The sequence below is a fragment of the Streptomyces tateyamensis genome (genome assembly GCF_003205575.1).
Taxonomy (GTDB): domain Bacteria; phylum Actinomycetota; class Actinomycetes; order Streptomycetales; family Streptomycetaceae; genus Kitasatospora; species Kitasatospora tateyamensis.
The window spans coordinates 11,888-25,600 of record NZ_PYBW01000087.1 but is presented as its reverse complement, the minus strand read 5'-3'; the positions used below and the strand labels follow the sequence as shown (position 1 = coordinate 25,600).

Here is a 13,713-nt window from a genome sequence, read left to right as displayed (position 1 = left end):
GCGACCGGCGACGGACAGGGCGGGTCAGGAGCGGGCCGCTTCGGCTAACCTGAAGCGGAGCGCCGCTCCATTTAGTATCCGGAGCGCTGCTCCGTTTTGTCAATCGAGAGGAAGGGACTACGTATGGCCGCCGAGGGCCCTGTGGGGGCGCCGCCGTCCGGAGGCATGCGGGCCGACGCGCAGCGCAACCGGCAGACGGTGCTTGCCGCCGCCGCCGAGGTGTTCGTCACCTCCGGCGTCGACGCGCCGATCCGTCAGATCGCGGCCCGGGCGGGCGTCGGGATGGCCACGATCTACCGTCACTTCCCGACCCGGGCGGATCTCGTCACCGCCGTCTACCGCCACCAGATCGAGGAATGCGCCACGGCCGGTCCGAGCCTGCTGGCCGGCGCGGACTCCCCGTTCGAGGCGCTGCACCAGTGGATCGACCTCTTCGTCGACTTCCTGGTCACCAAGCACGGCCTCGCCGACGCCCTCCAGTCCGACAGCGACCGCTTCGCCGCGCTGCACGCGTACTTCCTCGACCGCTTGCTGCCCGTCTGCGCCCAACTGCTTGACGTTGCGGTCGAGGCCGGCGAGATCAGGCCCGGCATCCAGCCGTACGAGCTGATGCGCGGCATCGGCAACCTCTGTATCGGACGCGACAACGACCCCCGCTACGATCCTCGACGCCTGATCGCCCTCCTCCTCCAGGGGCTCCGGCAACCTCACGCTTCCTGACGCCGGCGAGCGCCTCGCGCCCCAGGTCCCGCTGCGACTTCGGTGCGACAGGGCGCCCTGGAGCAGTAGGCCGGACGGATCGGGAGGTGAACGGGTCAGGAGGTGAACGGGTCAGGAGGTCGAATCGAGCTGGGTCCTGAGGATGGCGGGTGCCTCCGTCAAGGAAGGCCCGTACCACGTGAGGTGGCGGCCGCTGACCAGCGCGGCCGGGATGGCTGGGAAGGCCTCGGGGCCGTCGGTGGCGGTGAAGCGGTACGGCTCGTCGGGCAGGACCACGAGGTCCGGTCCAGCTTCGCGGAGCTCTGCGAGGGGGATGGCCGGGTAGCGCTCCGGGTGGGCGGCGTGGAGGTGGTCCACGCCCAGGCGGCGCAGCAGGTCCCCCGCGAAGGTGTCCCGGCCCAGCACCATCCACGGGCGCCGCCAGATCGGGACCACGGCGGTGCGCCGCTCGCCCGGCAGCTGTACCGGCAACCCGGCCCAGGCGGCCTGCGCGTGATCGAGCCAAGCAGGCCGGGGCAAGCCGCAGACAGCCACCAACAGGCGATCCAGCTCGCTGAACGCCTGCTCCAGTGAACGGACTTCGGTCACCTCGACGCGAAGCCCGGCGACCCGCAGCGCGGCCAGGTCAGGGGCCCGGTTCTCCTCCTCGTTGGCGATCACCAGGTCGGGCCGCAGAGCGCGGACCGCCCCCAGATCGGGGTTCTTGGTGCCGCCGACGCGCGGCAGGTCGAGGTCCGCCGGGTGGCTGCACCAGTCGGTGACCCCGACCAGCAGGTCGGGCGCGGTGGCGGCCACGGCCTCGGTGAGCGACGGGACCAGGGAGACGATGCGGCGCACGGTGGTCACCGGGACAGCCTAGGCGCGGTGTCGAAGACGCAGTCCCCGCAGAGCCCGCCGCCCGGGAGGCGGTAGTAAAGGCAGCAGCTGGTGCGGCGCAGTCGAGGGCCGTGTGCGGCGAGGGTGCCGGCCAGCGGGGCGCGGGCGAGCAGGGCGCGGGTGGCCTGCTCGGCGGCTTGGGCCGTCGGCAGTTGACGTTGGATCATCCGCAGGGTGCCGACCAGCGCGGAGGCGGCGTTGCCCCAGAGCAGGCGTTCGGAGACCGGGGCGGCGGCGCGCACCGCGGCGTTGAGCGGGGTGAGCACGGTGGTCAGTACGGCGTGCGGGTCGGTGGTCGTCGGGTGGTCGGCCGGGAGCCAGAGGTCGAGCGGCCCGTCCGGCAGCTGTCGCCAGTGGGCCTGCTCCAGCGCCGGGATCGCCCCGGTCACCGCCAGCGCGCCCAGGGTGACGGACCAGAAACGGGCGGCCAGCCCGAGTTGCATCACCGAGGCAGCCACCCGGGGCTCGGCGGTGTGCAGCCGCGCGGCCACCTCGGGCAGGCGCGCCGCGACACCGGCCGTGAAGAGCTCGTCGAGCGGCCGGTAGCCGGGCGGCGGGGCGCTCCCGAGGGCGAGCGCGAAGTAGGGGCCCAGGGCGGCGGCGGGGTGTACGGACGGCTCGGCGGTCATGGCCACAGGTGTACCGCGCGCAGTGGTCGCGCGGGTGGGCGGGGGCGCACCATGGAGTCCGGGGGCTAGACGGAAGGTGCACGACGATGGCCAGACCGATCTGGACCGGCACGCTGAGTTTCGGCCTGGTGGCCGTCCCGGTGGGCCTGTACTCGGCCACGGAGGACCACGCAGTGCACTTCCGCCAGCTGCAGCGCGGCACCTCCGACCGGGTGCGCAACCAGCGGGTGAACGAGCGCACCGGCGAGGAGGTCGAGTACCGCGACATCGTCAAGGGCTACGAGCTGGCCGAAGGCGAGTACGTGGTGGTCGAGCCGGCCGAGCTGGAGCGGATCTCACCCGGACGGTCCAAGTCGATCGAGATCAGCGGTTTCGTCGACCTGACCCGGGTGGACCCGATCTACTTCGACAAGACCTACTACCTGGGTCCGCGCGGCAAGGAGTACGCCAAGGTGTACGGCCTGCTGCACCGCGCACTCGCCGACACCAACCGGGCCGGCCTGGCCAATTTCGTGATGCGCGGCAAGCAGTACCTGGCCGCCGTCCGGGTGGAGGGCGACGTGCTGGTGCTGCAGACCATGCACTACGCGGACGAGGTCCGTGACCCGCACCACGAGCTGGACAACCTGCCCGAGCCGGCGGTCGAGCCGATCGAGAAGGAGCTGGCTATGGCCCGCCAGCTGATCGAGGCGCTGAGCGAGGAGTGGGACCCGGACCAGTACCACGACACCTACACCGCGCAGGTGCGTGAGCTGGTGGAGGCGAAGCTGTCGGGTGAGGAGGTGGTCACGGCGGCGCCGGCGCCGGAGTCCACCAACGTGGTGGACCTGATGGCGGTCCTGGAGCGCAGCCTGGCCCAGGCGGGCGGGGAGGCCGCGGCGGGGGCGGCACCGGAGCCCCGGAAGTCGGCAGCCGGGAAGTCGGCGGCGGGAACGTCGCCGGCCGGAAAGCCGGAACCTGGGAAGTCGGTGAAGGAGAGGCCGGTGAAGGGGAGGCCGGCCAAGGGGAAGAAGGGGAATGCGGCCGAGGAGGAGTCGGCGGACGCCGACCTGAGCGGCATGAGCAAGGCCGAGCTGTACCGGCTGGCATCCGAACGGGAACTGCCAGGCCGTTCCTCGATGACCCGCGAGCAGCTGCTCACCGCACTCAAGGGCGCCGGGAAGCGCACGGGCAAGCTGCGGGCTGTCTCCTGATCGGGCGATCCGGCTCAAAGCACGACTCGGGGCCCGGCTCAGGGCCCGGCTTGGGAGCGGAGCTCAGGGTCGGCTGGGGACGGACAGGTGGACGGACAGGTCCCAGGACGGGGCGGGGCGCAGGAGCCGCTCAGTCCGGCAGTGGCGCCGCCGAGCCGGGCAGTCCGGCGTGCAGGTCACCGGTGCCGGCCAGCCGGGCGGTGACCTGGTCGGGGGTGAACACCAGGTCACCCGGCCTGCGGCAGGCGGTCAGTTCGGCCCAGCCGACCGGGGTCGCGGCGGTCGGGGTGGGCCCGGCCCGTAGCGAGTAGGCGGCCACGGTGTTCTTGGCGCTGTTGTTCTGTGACCAGTCCACGAAGACCCGGCCCGGGCGCAACTCCTTGGCCATCTGGTCCACCACCAGCTCGGGCAGCGCGCGCCGTAGCCGCCGGGCCAGCTCGCGGGCGTAGCCGGTGACCTGCTCGGCCGGCGTGGGCGGCAGTGGGACGGACAGGTGCAGGCCCTTGCTACCGGTGGTCTTGGGCCAGGCGGTCAGTCCGTCGGCGGCCAGTAGCTCGCGGGCCGCCAGGGCGACCACGCAGCATTCGAGCACGCTCGTGCCCTCGCCCGGGTCCAGGTCGACGATCAGACGGTCGTGCCGGGCGGGGTCGTCGCGCCACTGCGGGGTGTGGATCTCCAGGCAGCCCAGGTTGGCCGCCCAGAGCAGGGTCGGCAGATCGGCCACTACCACCTGGCGCAGGTCCTCCTGACGGTGCGTCACAGTCAGCTCGGGCACCCAGTCGGGTGCGCCGGGCGGCACCCGCTTGGCCCAGAACCGCTGGCCCGTCACCCCCTCGGGCAGGCGCAGGAAGCTGGCGGGTCGCCCGGCGAGCTGCGGCAGCATCGCGGGGGCGACCAGCGTGTAGTAGCGAAGCAGGGCGGCCTTGGTGAACCCGGTGCCGGGGTAGAGCTCGCGGTCCAGGTGGGTAAGCCGCAGTCGGCGGCCCTGGACTTCGGTCACCGTCGCCGTGGGATCGGGCATGTCTGCGATGGTGGCAGCCCAGGTGGGCCAACCCCGGCGAGTCTGCCGCGACGCGCGGGGCGGGCTGACCATGATGGCGGGCATGGATCCGATCGTGGCCCTGGAGCGGATCGCCTTCCTGCTGGAGCGCGAGCAGGCCTCCCCGTACCGGGTGCAGGCCTTCCGGCACGCGGTCGGCACGCTGCGCGAGCACGCCGGGCAGGAACTGCCCCGGACGGCCAGTGGGCTGACGGCGCTGCCCGGGATCGGGCCGAAGACGGCTGCGGTGATCAGCGAGGCGAGTCAGGGCCGCACCCCCCGCTACCTGGCGGAGCTGGAGGAGCGGGCGGACGGGGTGCTGCCGCAGCTGCCTCCGGCGGCGGCCGCACTGCGGGCGGCGCTGCGCGGGGACTGCCACCTGCACTCCGACTGGTCGGACGGTGGCAGCCCGATCGAGCTGATGGCCCGTACGGCGCGTGAGCTGGGCCACGAGTGGGCGGTGCTGACGGACCACTCGCCCCGGCTGACAGTGGCCCGGGGGCTGACGGCGGAGCGGCTGCGCCGACAACTGGAGGTGGTCGCGCAGGTGAACCGGGAGCTGGCGCCGTTCCGGCTGCTCACCGGCATCGAGTGCGACATCCTGGAGGACGGTTCGCTGGACCAGGAGGACGAGCTGCTGGCCGAGCTCGACGTGGTGGTGGCCTCGGTCCACTCCAAGCTGAGGATGGCGGCCGGGCCGATGACCCGGCGGATGGTGGCAGCGGTGCGCAACCCGCTGGTGGACGTGCTCGGCCACTGCACCGGGCGGCTGCGGGGGTCGAAGGAGGGGGCGAAGGAGGGGGCGAAGGAGCGGCCGGAGTCGGAGTTCGACGCCGCCGAGGTGTTCGCGGCCTGCGTCGAGCACCGGACCGCAGTGGAGATCAACTCCCGCCCCGAGCGCCTGGACCCGCCGTTGCGGCTGCTGCGGCAGGCCGAAGCGGCCGGCTGCCTGTTCTCGCTGGACACCGACGCCCATGCGCCGGGCCAGCTGAGCTGGCAGGACTACGGCTGCGTCCGCGCGGCGGAAGCGGGTGTCCCGACCGAGCGGGTGATCACCACCTGGGGTGTGGACGAGCTGCTGGCCTGGACCCGGGAGGGGTAGCAGCTGCCCCGACCCGGGTCCAGGGATGACGAGCGGTCATCCGGATTTCCTGCACGGTGCTCCGTGGCTGACAACAACTCAGGACAGAGCCTTACGCAGGCCGTTCAGCGTGGTCAGGAGCTCATTGCGCAGCCGCCGATCGCGTTGCTCCAGGTCGGCTGCATGGCGAAGGACCCGGTGGGCAGGGAGACCGCGCCGAGGTTCTGCCAGGCGCACAGGTCGCCGTTCTCCTGGCCGTCCGAGGCGACCCAGCCGCTGGAGGGCTGCGGGTCGGTCAGGGTCTCCGCGTACTCGTGGCCCTCGACGATGCTGAACCCGTCGAGCTGGCCCGACACCTGCTTGGCGCCGCAGCCGCTGCCCGCGTCCAGCACGTACGGCATGTTGGTGTAGGGCACGTTGCCGTTGTAGTCGTGCCAGGCGCAGAAGCCGCCGTTCGGGAACCCGTCGGGCGAAGTGCCGCTGGGGCTCATCACCACGATCTGCACGTCGTTGCCGGAGACGCCGAAGTGCTGGGCGCCGACGTTGGCCTCGGCGGCGATGTCGGCCTGGGCGGAGGAAGCGGGTGCGGCCTGCGCGTCGTCCACCCAGGTGCCGCCGAGCACGGCGCCGTTGAAGGTCGGGCCCGCACCGCTGCTGTCGGTGTACTGCGAGGTGACGGTGGACCAGGTGTCCTGCCCGGTACCCAGGCCGTTGAACAGGTCGGTCTCGTACTGCTGGACGCCGTTGCTGTCACTGTCCCACTGGTTGCCCCAGAACACGAGGTAGACCGTGACCTGGTGCTGGACCGGACCGCCGCCGTAGACCAGGTTGCCCGAAGCAGCGGGGCGGGCGCCGCGGTGACCGGCGGCGGTGCCGACCGAGGTGCTCCTCGACGCGTTCTTCATCGGGACCACGCCGTGCCGGCCGTGGGTCTGCACCGCCACCACCCGGCCGTGGGTGCGGACCAGGTGGACGCTGCTGTCCGGGGCGGCCGTGCTGGTGGTGGCCGAGCCGACCAGGCCGGCCAGGGCGAGTGCGGCGACGGCCGCGGTGCGGCGCAGGCGCCGGGAGGTGGGGGTGCCGTTCGTGCGCGGTTCGCGCATGCTGAGCTCCTCGTGGAAGGTGTGGGGCCAGAAGGGGCGGCGCAGCCTGGTGCGCCCCGGGCCGAGGTCCTCGGCCTGGGACGGTGCGAGGCGTGCGGGGAGCATGGTGCGTAGCCCGGTAGTGCGTAGCCCGGCGAGGTGGGGGTGCCGGGACGCTGCCGGAGGGCTTGACCGATGCTCATCAAACAGCATCAGGAAACACCCAGCAAGGTCTCAGGGAACGACAGTTGGCAGATTTGACGGAGTGTTGACCCAGGCACAGCCTGCATATCGGTCCGGATGGCGAGCGAGGGTCGAGCGTTGACACCGGGGGGTGCGGTCCCTAGCGTGGGCGCACCGCATTACCGGCTAGTAGGGATCTTGCGATGGACGCCGACCGCCCGTACGACCTCGTGCTCTTCGGCGCGACCGGCTTCACCGGTCGGCTCACCGCGCACTACCTCGCCGGTGCGGTGCCGGTCGGCTGCCGCTGGGCGCTGGCCGGGCGCAATGAGGCCAAGCTGGCCGAGGTGCGCCGCGAGCTGCTGGCCGAGCGCCCCGAGCTGCCCGAGCCCGCGCTGCTGCTCGCGGACGCCGCGGACGCCGCCGCGCTGCGCGAGGTGGCCGAGTCCGCCCGGGTGGTGGTCTCGACGGTCGGGCCCTACCAGCGCTACGGCGAGCCGCTGGTGGCCGCCTGTGCGCAGGCCGGCACCGACTACCTGGACCTGACCGGCGAGCCGGAGTTCGTGGACCGGATGTACCTGCTGCACCACGAGCGGGCTCTGGCCACCGGGGCCCGGCTGGTGCACTCCTGCGGCTTCGACTCGATCCCGCACGATCTCGGCGTGCTCTTCACGGTCTCCCAACTTCCCCTCCCCATTGAGGAGTCGGCGGTCTCGGTGCGCGGCTACGTGCGGGCCGGCGGCACCTTCTCCGGCGGCACCCTCGCCTCCGCGCTGACCGCCATCGGCCGCGCCCGGACCGCCGCGCGGACCGCCCGGGAGCGTCGGGCGGCCGAACCGCGTCCGGCCGGGCGGCGGATCCGCACCTCGCCGCGCGGCCCGCACCGGTCCGCCGAGGCACGCGCCTGGGCGCTGCCGATGCCCACCATCGACCCGCAGGTGGTCGGCCGGTCGGCCGCCGCCCAGCCGGGCTACGGGCGGGAGTTCGGCTACGCGCACTACGCGGCGGTCAAGCGGCTGCCGGTGGCGCTGGGCGGAGTGCTGGGCCTGGGCCTGTTGGTGCTGGTGGCGCAGGTCCCGCCGCTGCGCCGGGCGTTGGAGCGGCTGCACGCGCCGGGGCAGGGGCCGAGCGCGGAGCGGCGAGCCGCTTCCTGGTTCACCGTGCGGTTCGTGGCCGAGAGCGCCGGCGCCCGGGTGGTCACCGAGGTCTCCGGCGGCGACCCCGGGTACACCGAGACGGCGAAGATGCTGGCCGAGGCCGCGCTCTGCCTGGCCTACGACGAACTTCCCAGCACCGCCGGTCAGGTGACCCCGGCGGTCGCGATGGGTGACGCGCTGGTCGACCGGCTGCGGGCGGCCGGGATGCGGTTCGAGGTGCTGGACGGGATCCCGGCGAAGGCGCCCACCAGGCACCGCTAGCGGTACGGCGCCAGTCAGGCTTCCGGGCCGGGTCGGCGGTACGCCGTCGGCTCGGTGGTACCGGGCCAGGTCAGCGGGTCCGCGCCAGGTCAGCGGTACTTCTCGAGCCGCAGTTCCAGGGCGGCGCGGCACTCGGGCCACTCGGCGGCTGTGACGGAGAAGATCGCCGAGTCTCGCGGCAGGCCCTCCTCGCCGGGCGCCCAGGAGCGCGACCAGTTGCGCAGCACGCCCTCGAACCGGGCGCCGACCGAGGCGATAGCGGCCCGGGAGCGGGCGTTGCGGGCGTCGGTCTTGAGGTCCAGCCGGGCCACGCCCCACTGTTCGAACGCGTGCCGGAAGAGCAGGTACTTGGCCTCGGCGTTGACCCCGGTGCCCTGTGCGGAGCCGGCCAGCCAGGTGAAGCCGACCTCGACGGCGTCGAGTTTGCCGACCGTCCAGGACCGCGGGTCCAAGTAGGCGGTGGCGCCGACCACCTGGCCGGTGGCGAGCGAGACCTGCGCGTACGGCGCCAGCGTGCCGGCGGCCGCGCGTTCGAGTTGGGCGTCGAGGTACTGCTCGACCTCGTGGGCGCGCGGCACCCAGGTGTAGTGGTACTCGCCCCGGTCCTGCTCGGCGGCCGCCGCCAGCCCGGCCGCGTGCTGCCGGCCCAGCGGCTCCAGGCGCACCAGCCGCCCCTCCAGTACCGGGCCCACCAGTTCGAAGCTCATGGTCCGCATCCTGTCAGCCCCGTCCAGCGGTTTTCCGTGCCTTGCGGCTTGCCGGCCCGTGCCTCGTGACTCGCCGCCCGCCCGCCCGGTCGGCGCGCTTCTGTCGGTGGGAGGTGAGACTATGGAATCAGTAATTCGAACAAACACTCGAACGAGGAGGGTGGCCATGGGGACCTGGGACTTCGGCCCCTTCGACAACGACCCGGCCGCCGATTTCGCCGGCGAGCTGGACGAGGCGGTGGCCGAGGAGCGGGCGCGGCTGGTGGTGGCCGTGCTGGAGCGGGTGTCGGCCTCCGGCGGTTACCTGTCCGGCAAGGAGGGCGACGTGGCGGTCGCCGCCGCCGCCCTGGTGGCCGCGCAGTGCCCGGGCGGCGAGCCGGTGGACCCCTCGCACGGTCCGAAGCGGCCGATCCCCGGTCTGGACGACCGCTGGGTCGGGCTCGCGCTGCGCGCGTTGGAGCGGGTGCTCGGCCCGAAGTCGGAGCTGGTCGAGTTCTGGGACGACTCCGGCGAGGGGCTCCGCTGGCGGGAGCGCACGGCCCGGCTGCGGCGGGTGCTGGAGGGTGACGATCCCGTATGAGGGTTCATCACATGACACACTGATGCACACGGGGCCAAGCAGAACGTGCAGAAGGCGGTCGGCGCCGCTGACTGATGACGGCTCAGGGCCGAGCTGACTGCAGGCCGGGGGAGGGGGCGCTCGCGGGGCGCCCCCTGACTACGGGGAGGCGGGGGCGGAGGGGCGGACCGCGAAGGCGTCGATGCCGTGCGTGGTGGCCAGGTGCTGGCGCCACAGGACACGGGCGTCCGTCTCGGCGGATCCGTCCTTCTGGGCGCGGGCCCTCGCCTCCCTGTTGTGGGAGTCGAAGCAGACGGTGCAGCCGTGCTGGACCTCGGGGCGGGGCAGGTCGGGCATCTGAACTCCTCAGTGGTGGGTGGTCCCGCTGCTCTCGGGCAGTTGGACGCACGCCTCGTCGCGGGGCAGGCTGCGGCGGCTGACGCGCTCCAACTGCCGCTCGCCGGGCAGCCGTTGCAGTTGACGCGGATCGGTCTCCCACTCGACCCCGCCACCGGCCGGGCGCAGATAGGCCCGCTCGTCCAGTGTGCCCATGTAGATGCCGTGCACTCCGTTGTTGGCCAAGTCGGAGACAAGCTCGCCGAGTTGGGGGCGGTACGGAGTGGGGGGAGGGGTGGTACGGGGCATGGGGGCGCTCCTCTCTGTAACCATTCGGCTACGGGCAGAGAAAATGTCCCGTACCTTGGGGATGTCTTCAACCGCGCCAGAGCGGAAGGAAGGGATCTTGAACCGCAGAGAGCTGGACCCCGATGCATCCCCCAGCGCTCGGTTCGGCGCCCAGATCCGCGGTGCGCGTGAGGAGCGGGGGTGGACTCAGGAGGAGCTCGCTCGACGCATGGGGTACTCGGCGGTGCACATCTCAGCCGTGGAAACCGGTCGGAAGCCTCCAACCATTCGTTTCGCCCGAGAAGCTGACGTGGTGTTCGGGACCGGCAGTCTGTTCGTTAATCGGTTCCATGACGTTCGAAGCGAGTCCATGCTTGAAGGGTTCGCGGAGTACGCGGCTCAGGAAGCGAAGGCTCGGGAGATTCGAGCCTTCGAGATCGGGGTGATACCCGGTCTGTTGCAGACCTCGGAGTACGCGAGTGCCTTGGCAGGCGCTCAGGTGAGGCGGGGCACCATCACCCAGGACGAGGCGGACAACTGGTGCGCGCACCTGATGGCCCGCCAGCGGCGTCTCTCGACGATCGATGCGCCGCTGCTGCATGCGGTGCTCGACGAGAGCTGCATCCGTCGACTGGTCGGTGGTCGCGGGGTGATGGTGAGACAGCTTGAAGCGCTGGAGGAGCATTTCCATGCCCCGGCGATGATCATCCAGGTAGCCCCGTTCTCGATGGGCGTTGACCGGCCCTTTGCGCTGCCCGTCCACCTGCTGACACTCGCGGATCGCAGCTTGATCGGATACTCGGAGTCCGAAGGTCAGGGCCATGTCCAGCGTGATCCCAACATCCTTACGGGCTGGGACAGGGACTACCATCGACTACAGGTGGGAGCACTCGCCGAGACCGCGTCCATCGACCTGGTTCGCGCTGTCCGAAAGGAACTTGGGTGAGTACGGATATGTCCGGCGTTCGGTGGCGGAAATCCTCCTACAGCCAGCAGCAGGGCGCGTGCGTCGAGGTGGCCGACGGGCTGCCCGGTGCCGTGCCGGTGCGGGATTCGAAGGATCCCGAAGGCGGGGTGTTGGCGTTCTCTGTTGACGGGTGGCGGGCGTTCGTGGGCGGGGTGCGGGCGGGGGTGTTTGAGGGGCGGGGGTGAACTTCCCGCTGCTCCAGGGCTCGTTCGTACCAGGAGCCGCGTTGGGAGATCGGAACTGAGTCTCCGTAGGATGCGGCCGTGATGATCATCAGACGACGACGGTCGGTGCGCTCTGCCGCGCTGGCGGCTGCGCTGCTGACGGTGGGTTTTGCCACGGTCGGGGTGTTGCCGGCGCAGGCTGATCCGAGCCCCTCGGCCGGGGTGCCCAGCAGTACGGCCAGTGCGGCGCCCACGGAGGCGGGGGCGCCCGAAGCGCCCAAGGTGGACCTGGTGCTGGATGTCAGCGGGTCCATGGGGATCAGCGACATCGATGGCAAGAGCCGGATGGCGGTGGCCCAGCGGTCCATCGACGACGTGATCGACGCGCTGCCGCCGGAGGCCGAGTTCGGCATCCGGACGCTGGGCGCGACGTATCCCGTCAGCGACAAGACCGACGGCTGCAAGGACACCAAGGTGCTCTACCCGGTCGGCCGCACCGACAAGGTGGAGGCCAAGACCGCGGTGGCCACCCTGCGGCCCACCGGCTGGACCCCGATCGGCCTGGCGCTGCGCGGTGCCGCCCAGGACCTGGGCAGTGGGCAGGCCACCCGCCGGGTGGTGCTGATCACCGACGGCGAGGACGACTGCGCCCCGCCCGACCCGTGCGACGTGGCCCGCGAGTTGGCCGCCCAGGGCGTGCATCTGGTGGTCGACACGCTCGGCCTGGCGCACGACGACAAGGTGCGCCAGCAGCTGCTCTGCATCGCCAACGCGACCGGCGGCAGCTACACCGACGTGCGCACCCAGCAGCAGCTGACCGACCGGGTGAAGCAGTTGGTCACCCGGTCGGACACCAGCTACCGGGCGACGCCGGCCAACGTCACGGGGACCGACCAGTGCGCCACCGCGCCGCTGCTCACCCCCGGTGTCTACGCGGACCGGGAGAAGTTCTCCGAGCACCGGGTCTACCGGGTGCCGGTGCACGCCGGACAGGAGCTGCGCGCCTCGGTCAGCGTCACCCCCGACCGCGCGGTGGCGCTGGACTACGGGGTGCTGCTGCGGGCCACGGACGCCGCCGGCCAGGAACTGGTGCGCGGCACGGACGCCGGGAGCGGGCGCACCGACGTGGCATCCACCGGACTGCGCTGGTCGGCGGCTGACGCGCCGTCGGGCAGCCCGAGCGGCGGCAGCAGCGCGAGTAGCCCCAGCGGCGCGGGAGCGGGTGCCCGGACCGTCTGCCTGGTGGTCAGCAACTCGTTCGCCGGCCAGGCGGGCGTGCAGAACGATCCCGGGTTGCCGCTGGAGCTGACGGTCGACGTGGCCAACGCCTCCCCGGCGCCGGCCGGCCCGGCCCTGGGGCTCGGGCGTGGCTGGATCATGCTGCTGGTGCTCACCGGCGCGGGCCTGCTGACCGGTCTGGTCTGGGGCTGGATCGCGCGCTGGCGGATCTCGGTCTGGCGGGAGAACTGATGATGCGTAGGGTTCTTGGGACCGGGCTGCTCGGCCTGCTGTTGGCGGGCGCCACAGCGCCGGGGGCAGTGGCGGCTTCGCCGACTGCCCAGTCCTCGCCGTCCACGTCCGCGTCCACCTCCGCGTCTGCCTCCGCCTCGGGACCGGCCGCGCCGGTGACCAGCGCCGGGACGTCCTTCCTGACCGCCACCGCGCTGGCGGCGGGTCGGGACGCGGACGTGGCGGCCGCCACCGGCGACTACCTGTACTGGGAGTTCGCCGCCTCGGCCGGACAGACCGACACGGTTCGGGTGGACGTCACCCTGCCCGGGTCGGCTGACCGGCACGGGCCGCAGAGCTGGACGGTCGAGCTGTTCGACGGGCTGCGCCGCCGGCAGGCCTGTACTGCCGGACCGCAGAGCGGGACCGCCGCGCAGGGCACCGGCACGCTCTCGTTGAGCTGCACGCTGCGTCAGGTCCGGTCCTGGGCCGAGCCGTGGTCGGAGGACCCGCTGCCGGGCACCTACTACGCGCGGCTCTCGGTCTCCGACGTGCCACAAACCGACCTCGGGCTCGCGGCCCGGGTGCGGCTGCACGTGGCCGCGACCGGCGGGGCGGACGACGCGCAGCCCGAGGGCGGGGACCTGAAGGCGCCGCTGGTGCCGCCGGTCAACGCCGGGGCGACGGCCCCGCCCGGGGCCACCGCGCTGCCCTCCGCCTCGACCCCGCCCTCGCCCACCGCCGCGCCGTCCCCCGGCGGGGCGAGCGTGGCGGCGCCGGTGAAGGCGGCGGAGCACTGGTACTCGGGGCTCTTCTCGGGGTGGAACTCGCGCTGGGGCTGGACCCTGGCGGGCGCCGCACTGGCCGGGCTGGCCGGGATCGGCGGTTACACCCTGACCCGCCACCCGCGCGGGCACCGGGGGCGCCGGGTGGTCCGAGAGGAGGTCCGGCGGTACGAGGAGGTCTCCTAGGACCTGTTCGCCGGTGGACCGGTGAAGAAGTGACCGTGGGCCGGGCCCCGT

The 13,713-nt window shown here is 72.5% G+C and carries 16 protein-coding genes; 9 read left to right on the top strand and 7 right to left on the bottom strand.

Annotated elements, in window-relative coordinates:
* Positions 1-123 precede the first annotated feature (123 nt).
* A complete protein-coding gene (locus C7C46_RS23360; protein WP_110671862.1) occupies positions 124-720 on the top strand; it encodes a TetR/AcrR family transcriptional regulator in 597 nt (198 codons plus the stop codon).
* A gap of 111 nt (positions 721-831) precedes the next feature.
* Here C7C46_RS23360 and C7C46_RS23355 read toward each other — a convergent pair whose 3' ends face one another.
* Both C7C46_RS23355 and C7C46_RS23350 read right to left on the bottom strand, forming a co-directional pair.
* Positions 832-1,566 carry a helical backbone metal receptor gene (locus tag C7C46_RS23355; protein ID WP_181442480.1) on the bottom strand — a complete coding sequence of 245 codons (735 nt, stop codon included), beginning with the start codon at positions 1,564-1,566 and terminating at the stop codon, positions 832-834.
* Positions 1,563-2,225, bottom strand: a complete 663-nt coding sequence (locus C7C46_RS23350; protein ID WP_110671861.1) for a (2Fe-2S)-binding protein — start codon at positions 2,223-2,225, stop codon at positions 1,563-1,565. The genes C7C46_RS23355 and C7C46_RS23350 overlap by 4 nt, the downstream gene beginning before the upstream one ends.
* An 86-nt stretch (positions 2,226-2,311) precedes the next feature.
* On the opposite strand from C7C46_RS23350, the gene ku reads away from it, so the two are divergent.
* Positions 2,312-3,418 (top strand): non-homologous end joining protein Ku, encoded by a 1,107-nt coding sequence (ku, locus tag C7C46_RS23345; RefSeq protein WP_110671860.1) that lies wholly within the window; start codon positions 2,312-2,314, stop codon positions 3,416-3,418.
* 130 nt (positions 3,419-3,548) lie between these two features.
* Here the strand turns inward: ku and ligD are convergent, their stop codons facing one another.
* The gene (gene ligD, locus C7C46_RS23340) at positions 3,549-4,439 is read right to left on the bottom strand and encodes a non-homologous end-joining DNA ligase (RefSeq protein ID WP_110671906.1); all 891 of its coding nucleotides are present in this window, start codon (positions 4,437-4,439) and stop codon (positions 3,549-3,551) included.
* A gap of 82 nt (positions 4,440-4,521) precedes the next feature.
* Here ligD and C7C46_RS23335 point away from each other — a divergent pair, with 82 nt between their 5' ends.
* On the top strand, positions 4,522-5,559 hold the full coding sequence (locus C7C46_RS23335) for a PHP domain-containing protein (protein WP_110671859.1): 1,038 nt from the start codon (positions 4,522-4,524) through the stop codon (positions 5,557-5,559).
* Between the two features lie 113 nt (positions 5,560-5,672).
* Here C7C46_RS23335 and C7C46_RS23330 read toward each other — a convergent pair whose 3' ends face one another.
* Entirely contained in the window at positions 5,673-6,746 is a 1,074-nt protein-coding gene (locus C7C46_RS23330; protein WP_146259184.1) for a hypothetical protein, read from the bottom strand.
* Between the two features lie 260 nt (positions 6,747-7,006).
* On the opposite strand from C7C46_RS23330, the gene C7C46_RS23325 reads away from it, so the two are divergent.
* A complete protein-coding gene (locus tag C7C46_RS23325; protein WP_110671857.1) occupies positions 7,007-8,221 on the top strand; it encodes a saccharopine dehydrogenase family protein in 1,215 nt (404 codons plus the stop codon).
* 89 nt (positions 8,222-8,310) lie between these two features.
* On the opposite strand, the gene C7C46_RS23320 is transcribed toward C7C46_RS23325, so the two are convergent.
* Positions 8,311-8,928 carry a GNAT family N-acetyltransferase gene (locus C7C46_RS23320; protein ID WP_110671856.1) on the bottom strand — a complete coding sequence of 206 codons (618 nt, stop codon included), beginning with the start codon at positions 8,926-8,928 and terminating at the stop codon, positions 8,311-8,313.
* Positions 8,929-9,094: 166 nt separating this feature from the next.
* Between C7C46_RS23320 and C7C46_RS23315 the strand changes: the two genes are divergently transcribed.
* A complete protein-coding gene (locus tag C7C46_RS23315; RefSeq protein ID WP_110671855.1) occupies positions 9,095-9,508 on the top strand; it encodes a DUF4259 domain-containing protein in 414 nt (137 codons plus the stop codon).
* A gap of 138 nt (positions 9,509-9,646) precedes the next feature.
* On the opposite strand, the gene C7C46_RS23310 is transcribed toward C7C46_RS23315, so the two are convergent.
* Entirely contained in the window at positions 9,647-9,844 is a 198-nt protein-coding gene (locus C7C46_RS23310; RefSeq protein ID WP_245984749.1) for a hypothetical protein, read from the bottom strand.
* Positions 9,845-9,853: 9 nt separating this feature from the next.
* Positions 9,854-10,132 (bottom strand): hypothetical protein, encoded by a 279-nt coding sequence (locus C7C46_RS23305; protein ID WP_110671854.1) that lies wholly within the window; start codon positions 10,130-10,132, stop codon positions 9,854-9,856.
* A 97-nt stretch (positions 10,133-10,229) separates the two neighbouring features.
* Here C7C46_RS23305 and C7C46_RS23300 point away from each other — a divergent pair, with 97 nt between their 5' ends.
* From C7C46_RS23300 to C7C46_RS23285, 4 genes are all read left to right on the top strand, one after another.
* Positions 10,230-11,057 carry a helix-turn-helix domain-containing protein gene (locus C7C46_RS23300; RefSeq protein WP_245984747.1) on the top strand — a complete coding sequence of 276 codons (828 nt, stop codon included), beginning with the start codon at positions 10,230-10,232 and terminating at the stop codon, positions 11,055-11,057.
* A gap of 8 nt (positions 11,058-11,065) precedes the next feature.
* Entirely contained in the window at positions 11,066-11,263 is a 198-nt protein-coding gene (locus tag C7C46_RS23295) for a DUF397 domain-containing protein (RefSeq protein WP_110671903.1), read from the top strand.
* Between the two features lie 81 nt (positions 11,264-11,344).
* Positions 11,345-12,712 (top strand): VWA domain-containing protein, encoded by a 1,368-nt coding sequence (locus tag C7C46_RS23290; RefSeq protein WP_110671853.1) that lies wholly within the window; start codon positions 11,345-11,347, stop codon positions 12,710-12,712.
* A 155-nt stretch (positions 12,713-12,867) separates the two neighbouring features.
* Positions 12,868-13,662 carry a peptidase gene (locus C7C46_RS23285; RefSeq protein ID WP_146259183.1) on the top strand — a complete coding sequence of 265 codons (795 nt, stop codon included), beginning with the start codon at positions 12,868-12,870 and terminating at the stop codon, positions 13,660-13,662.
* Positions 13,663-13,713 lie beyond the last annotated feature (51 nt).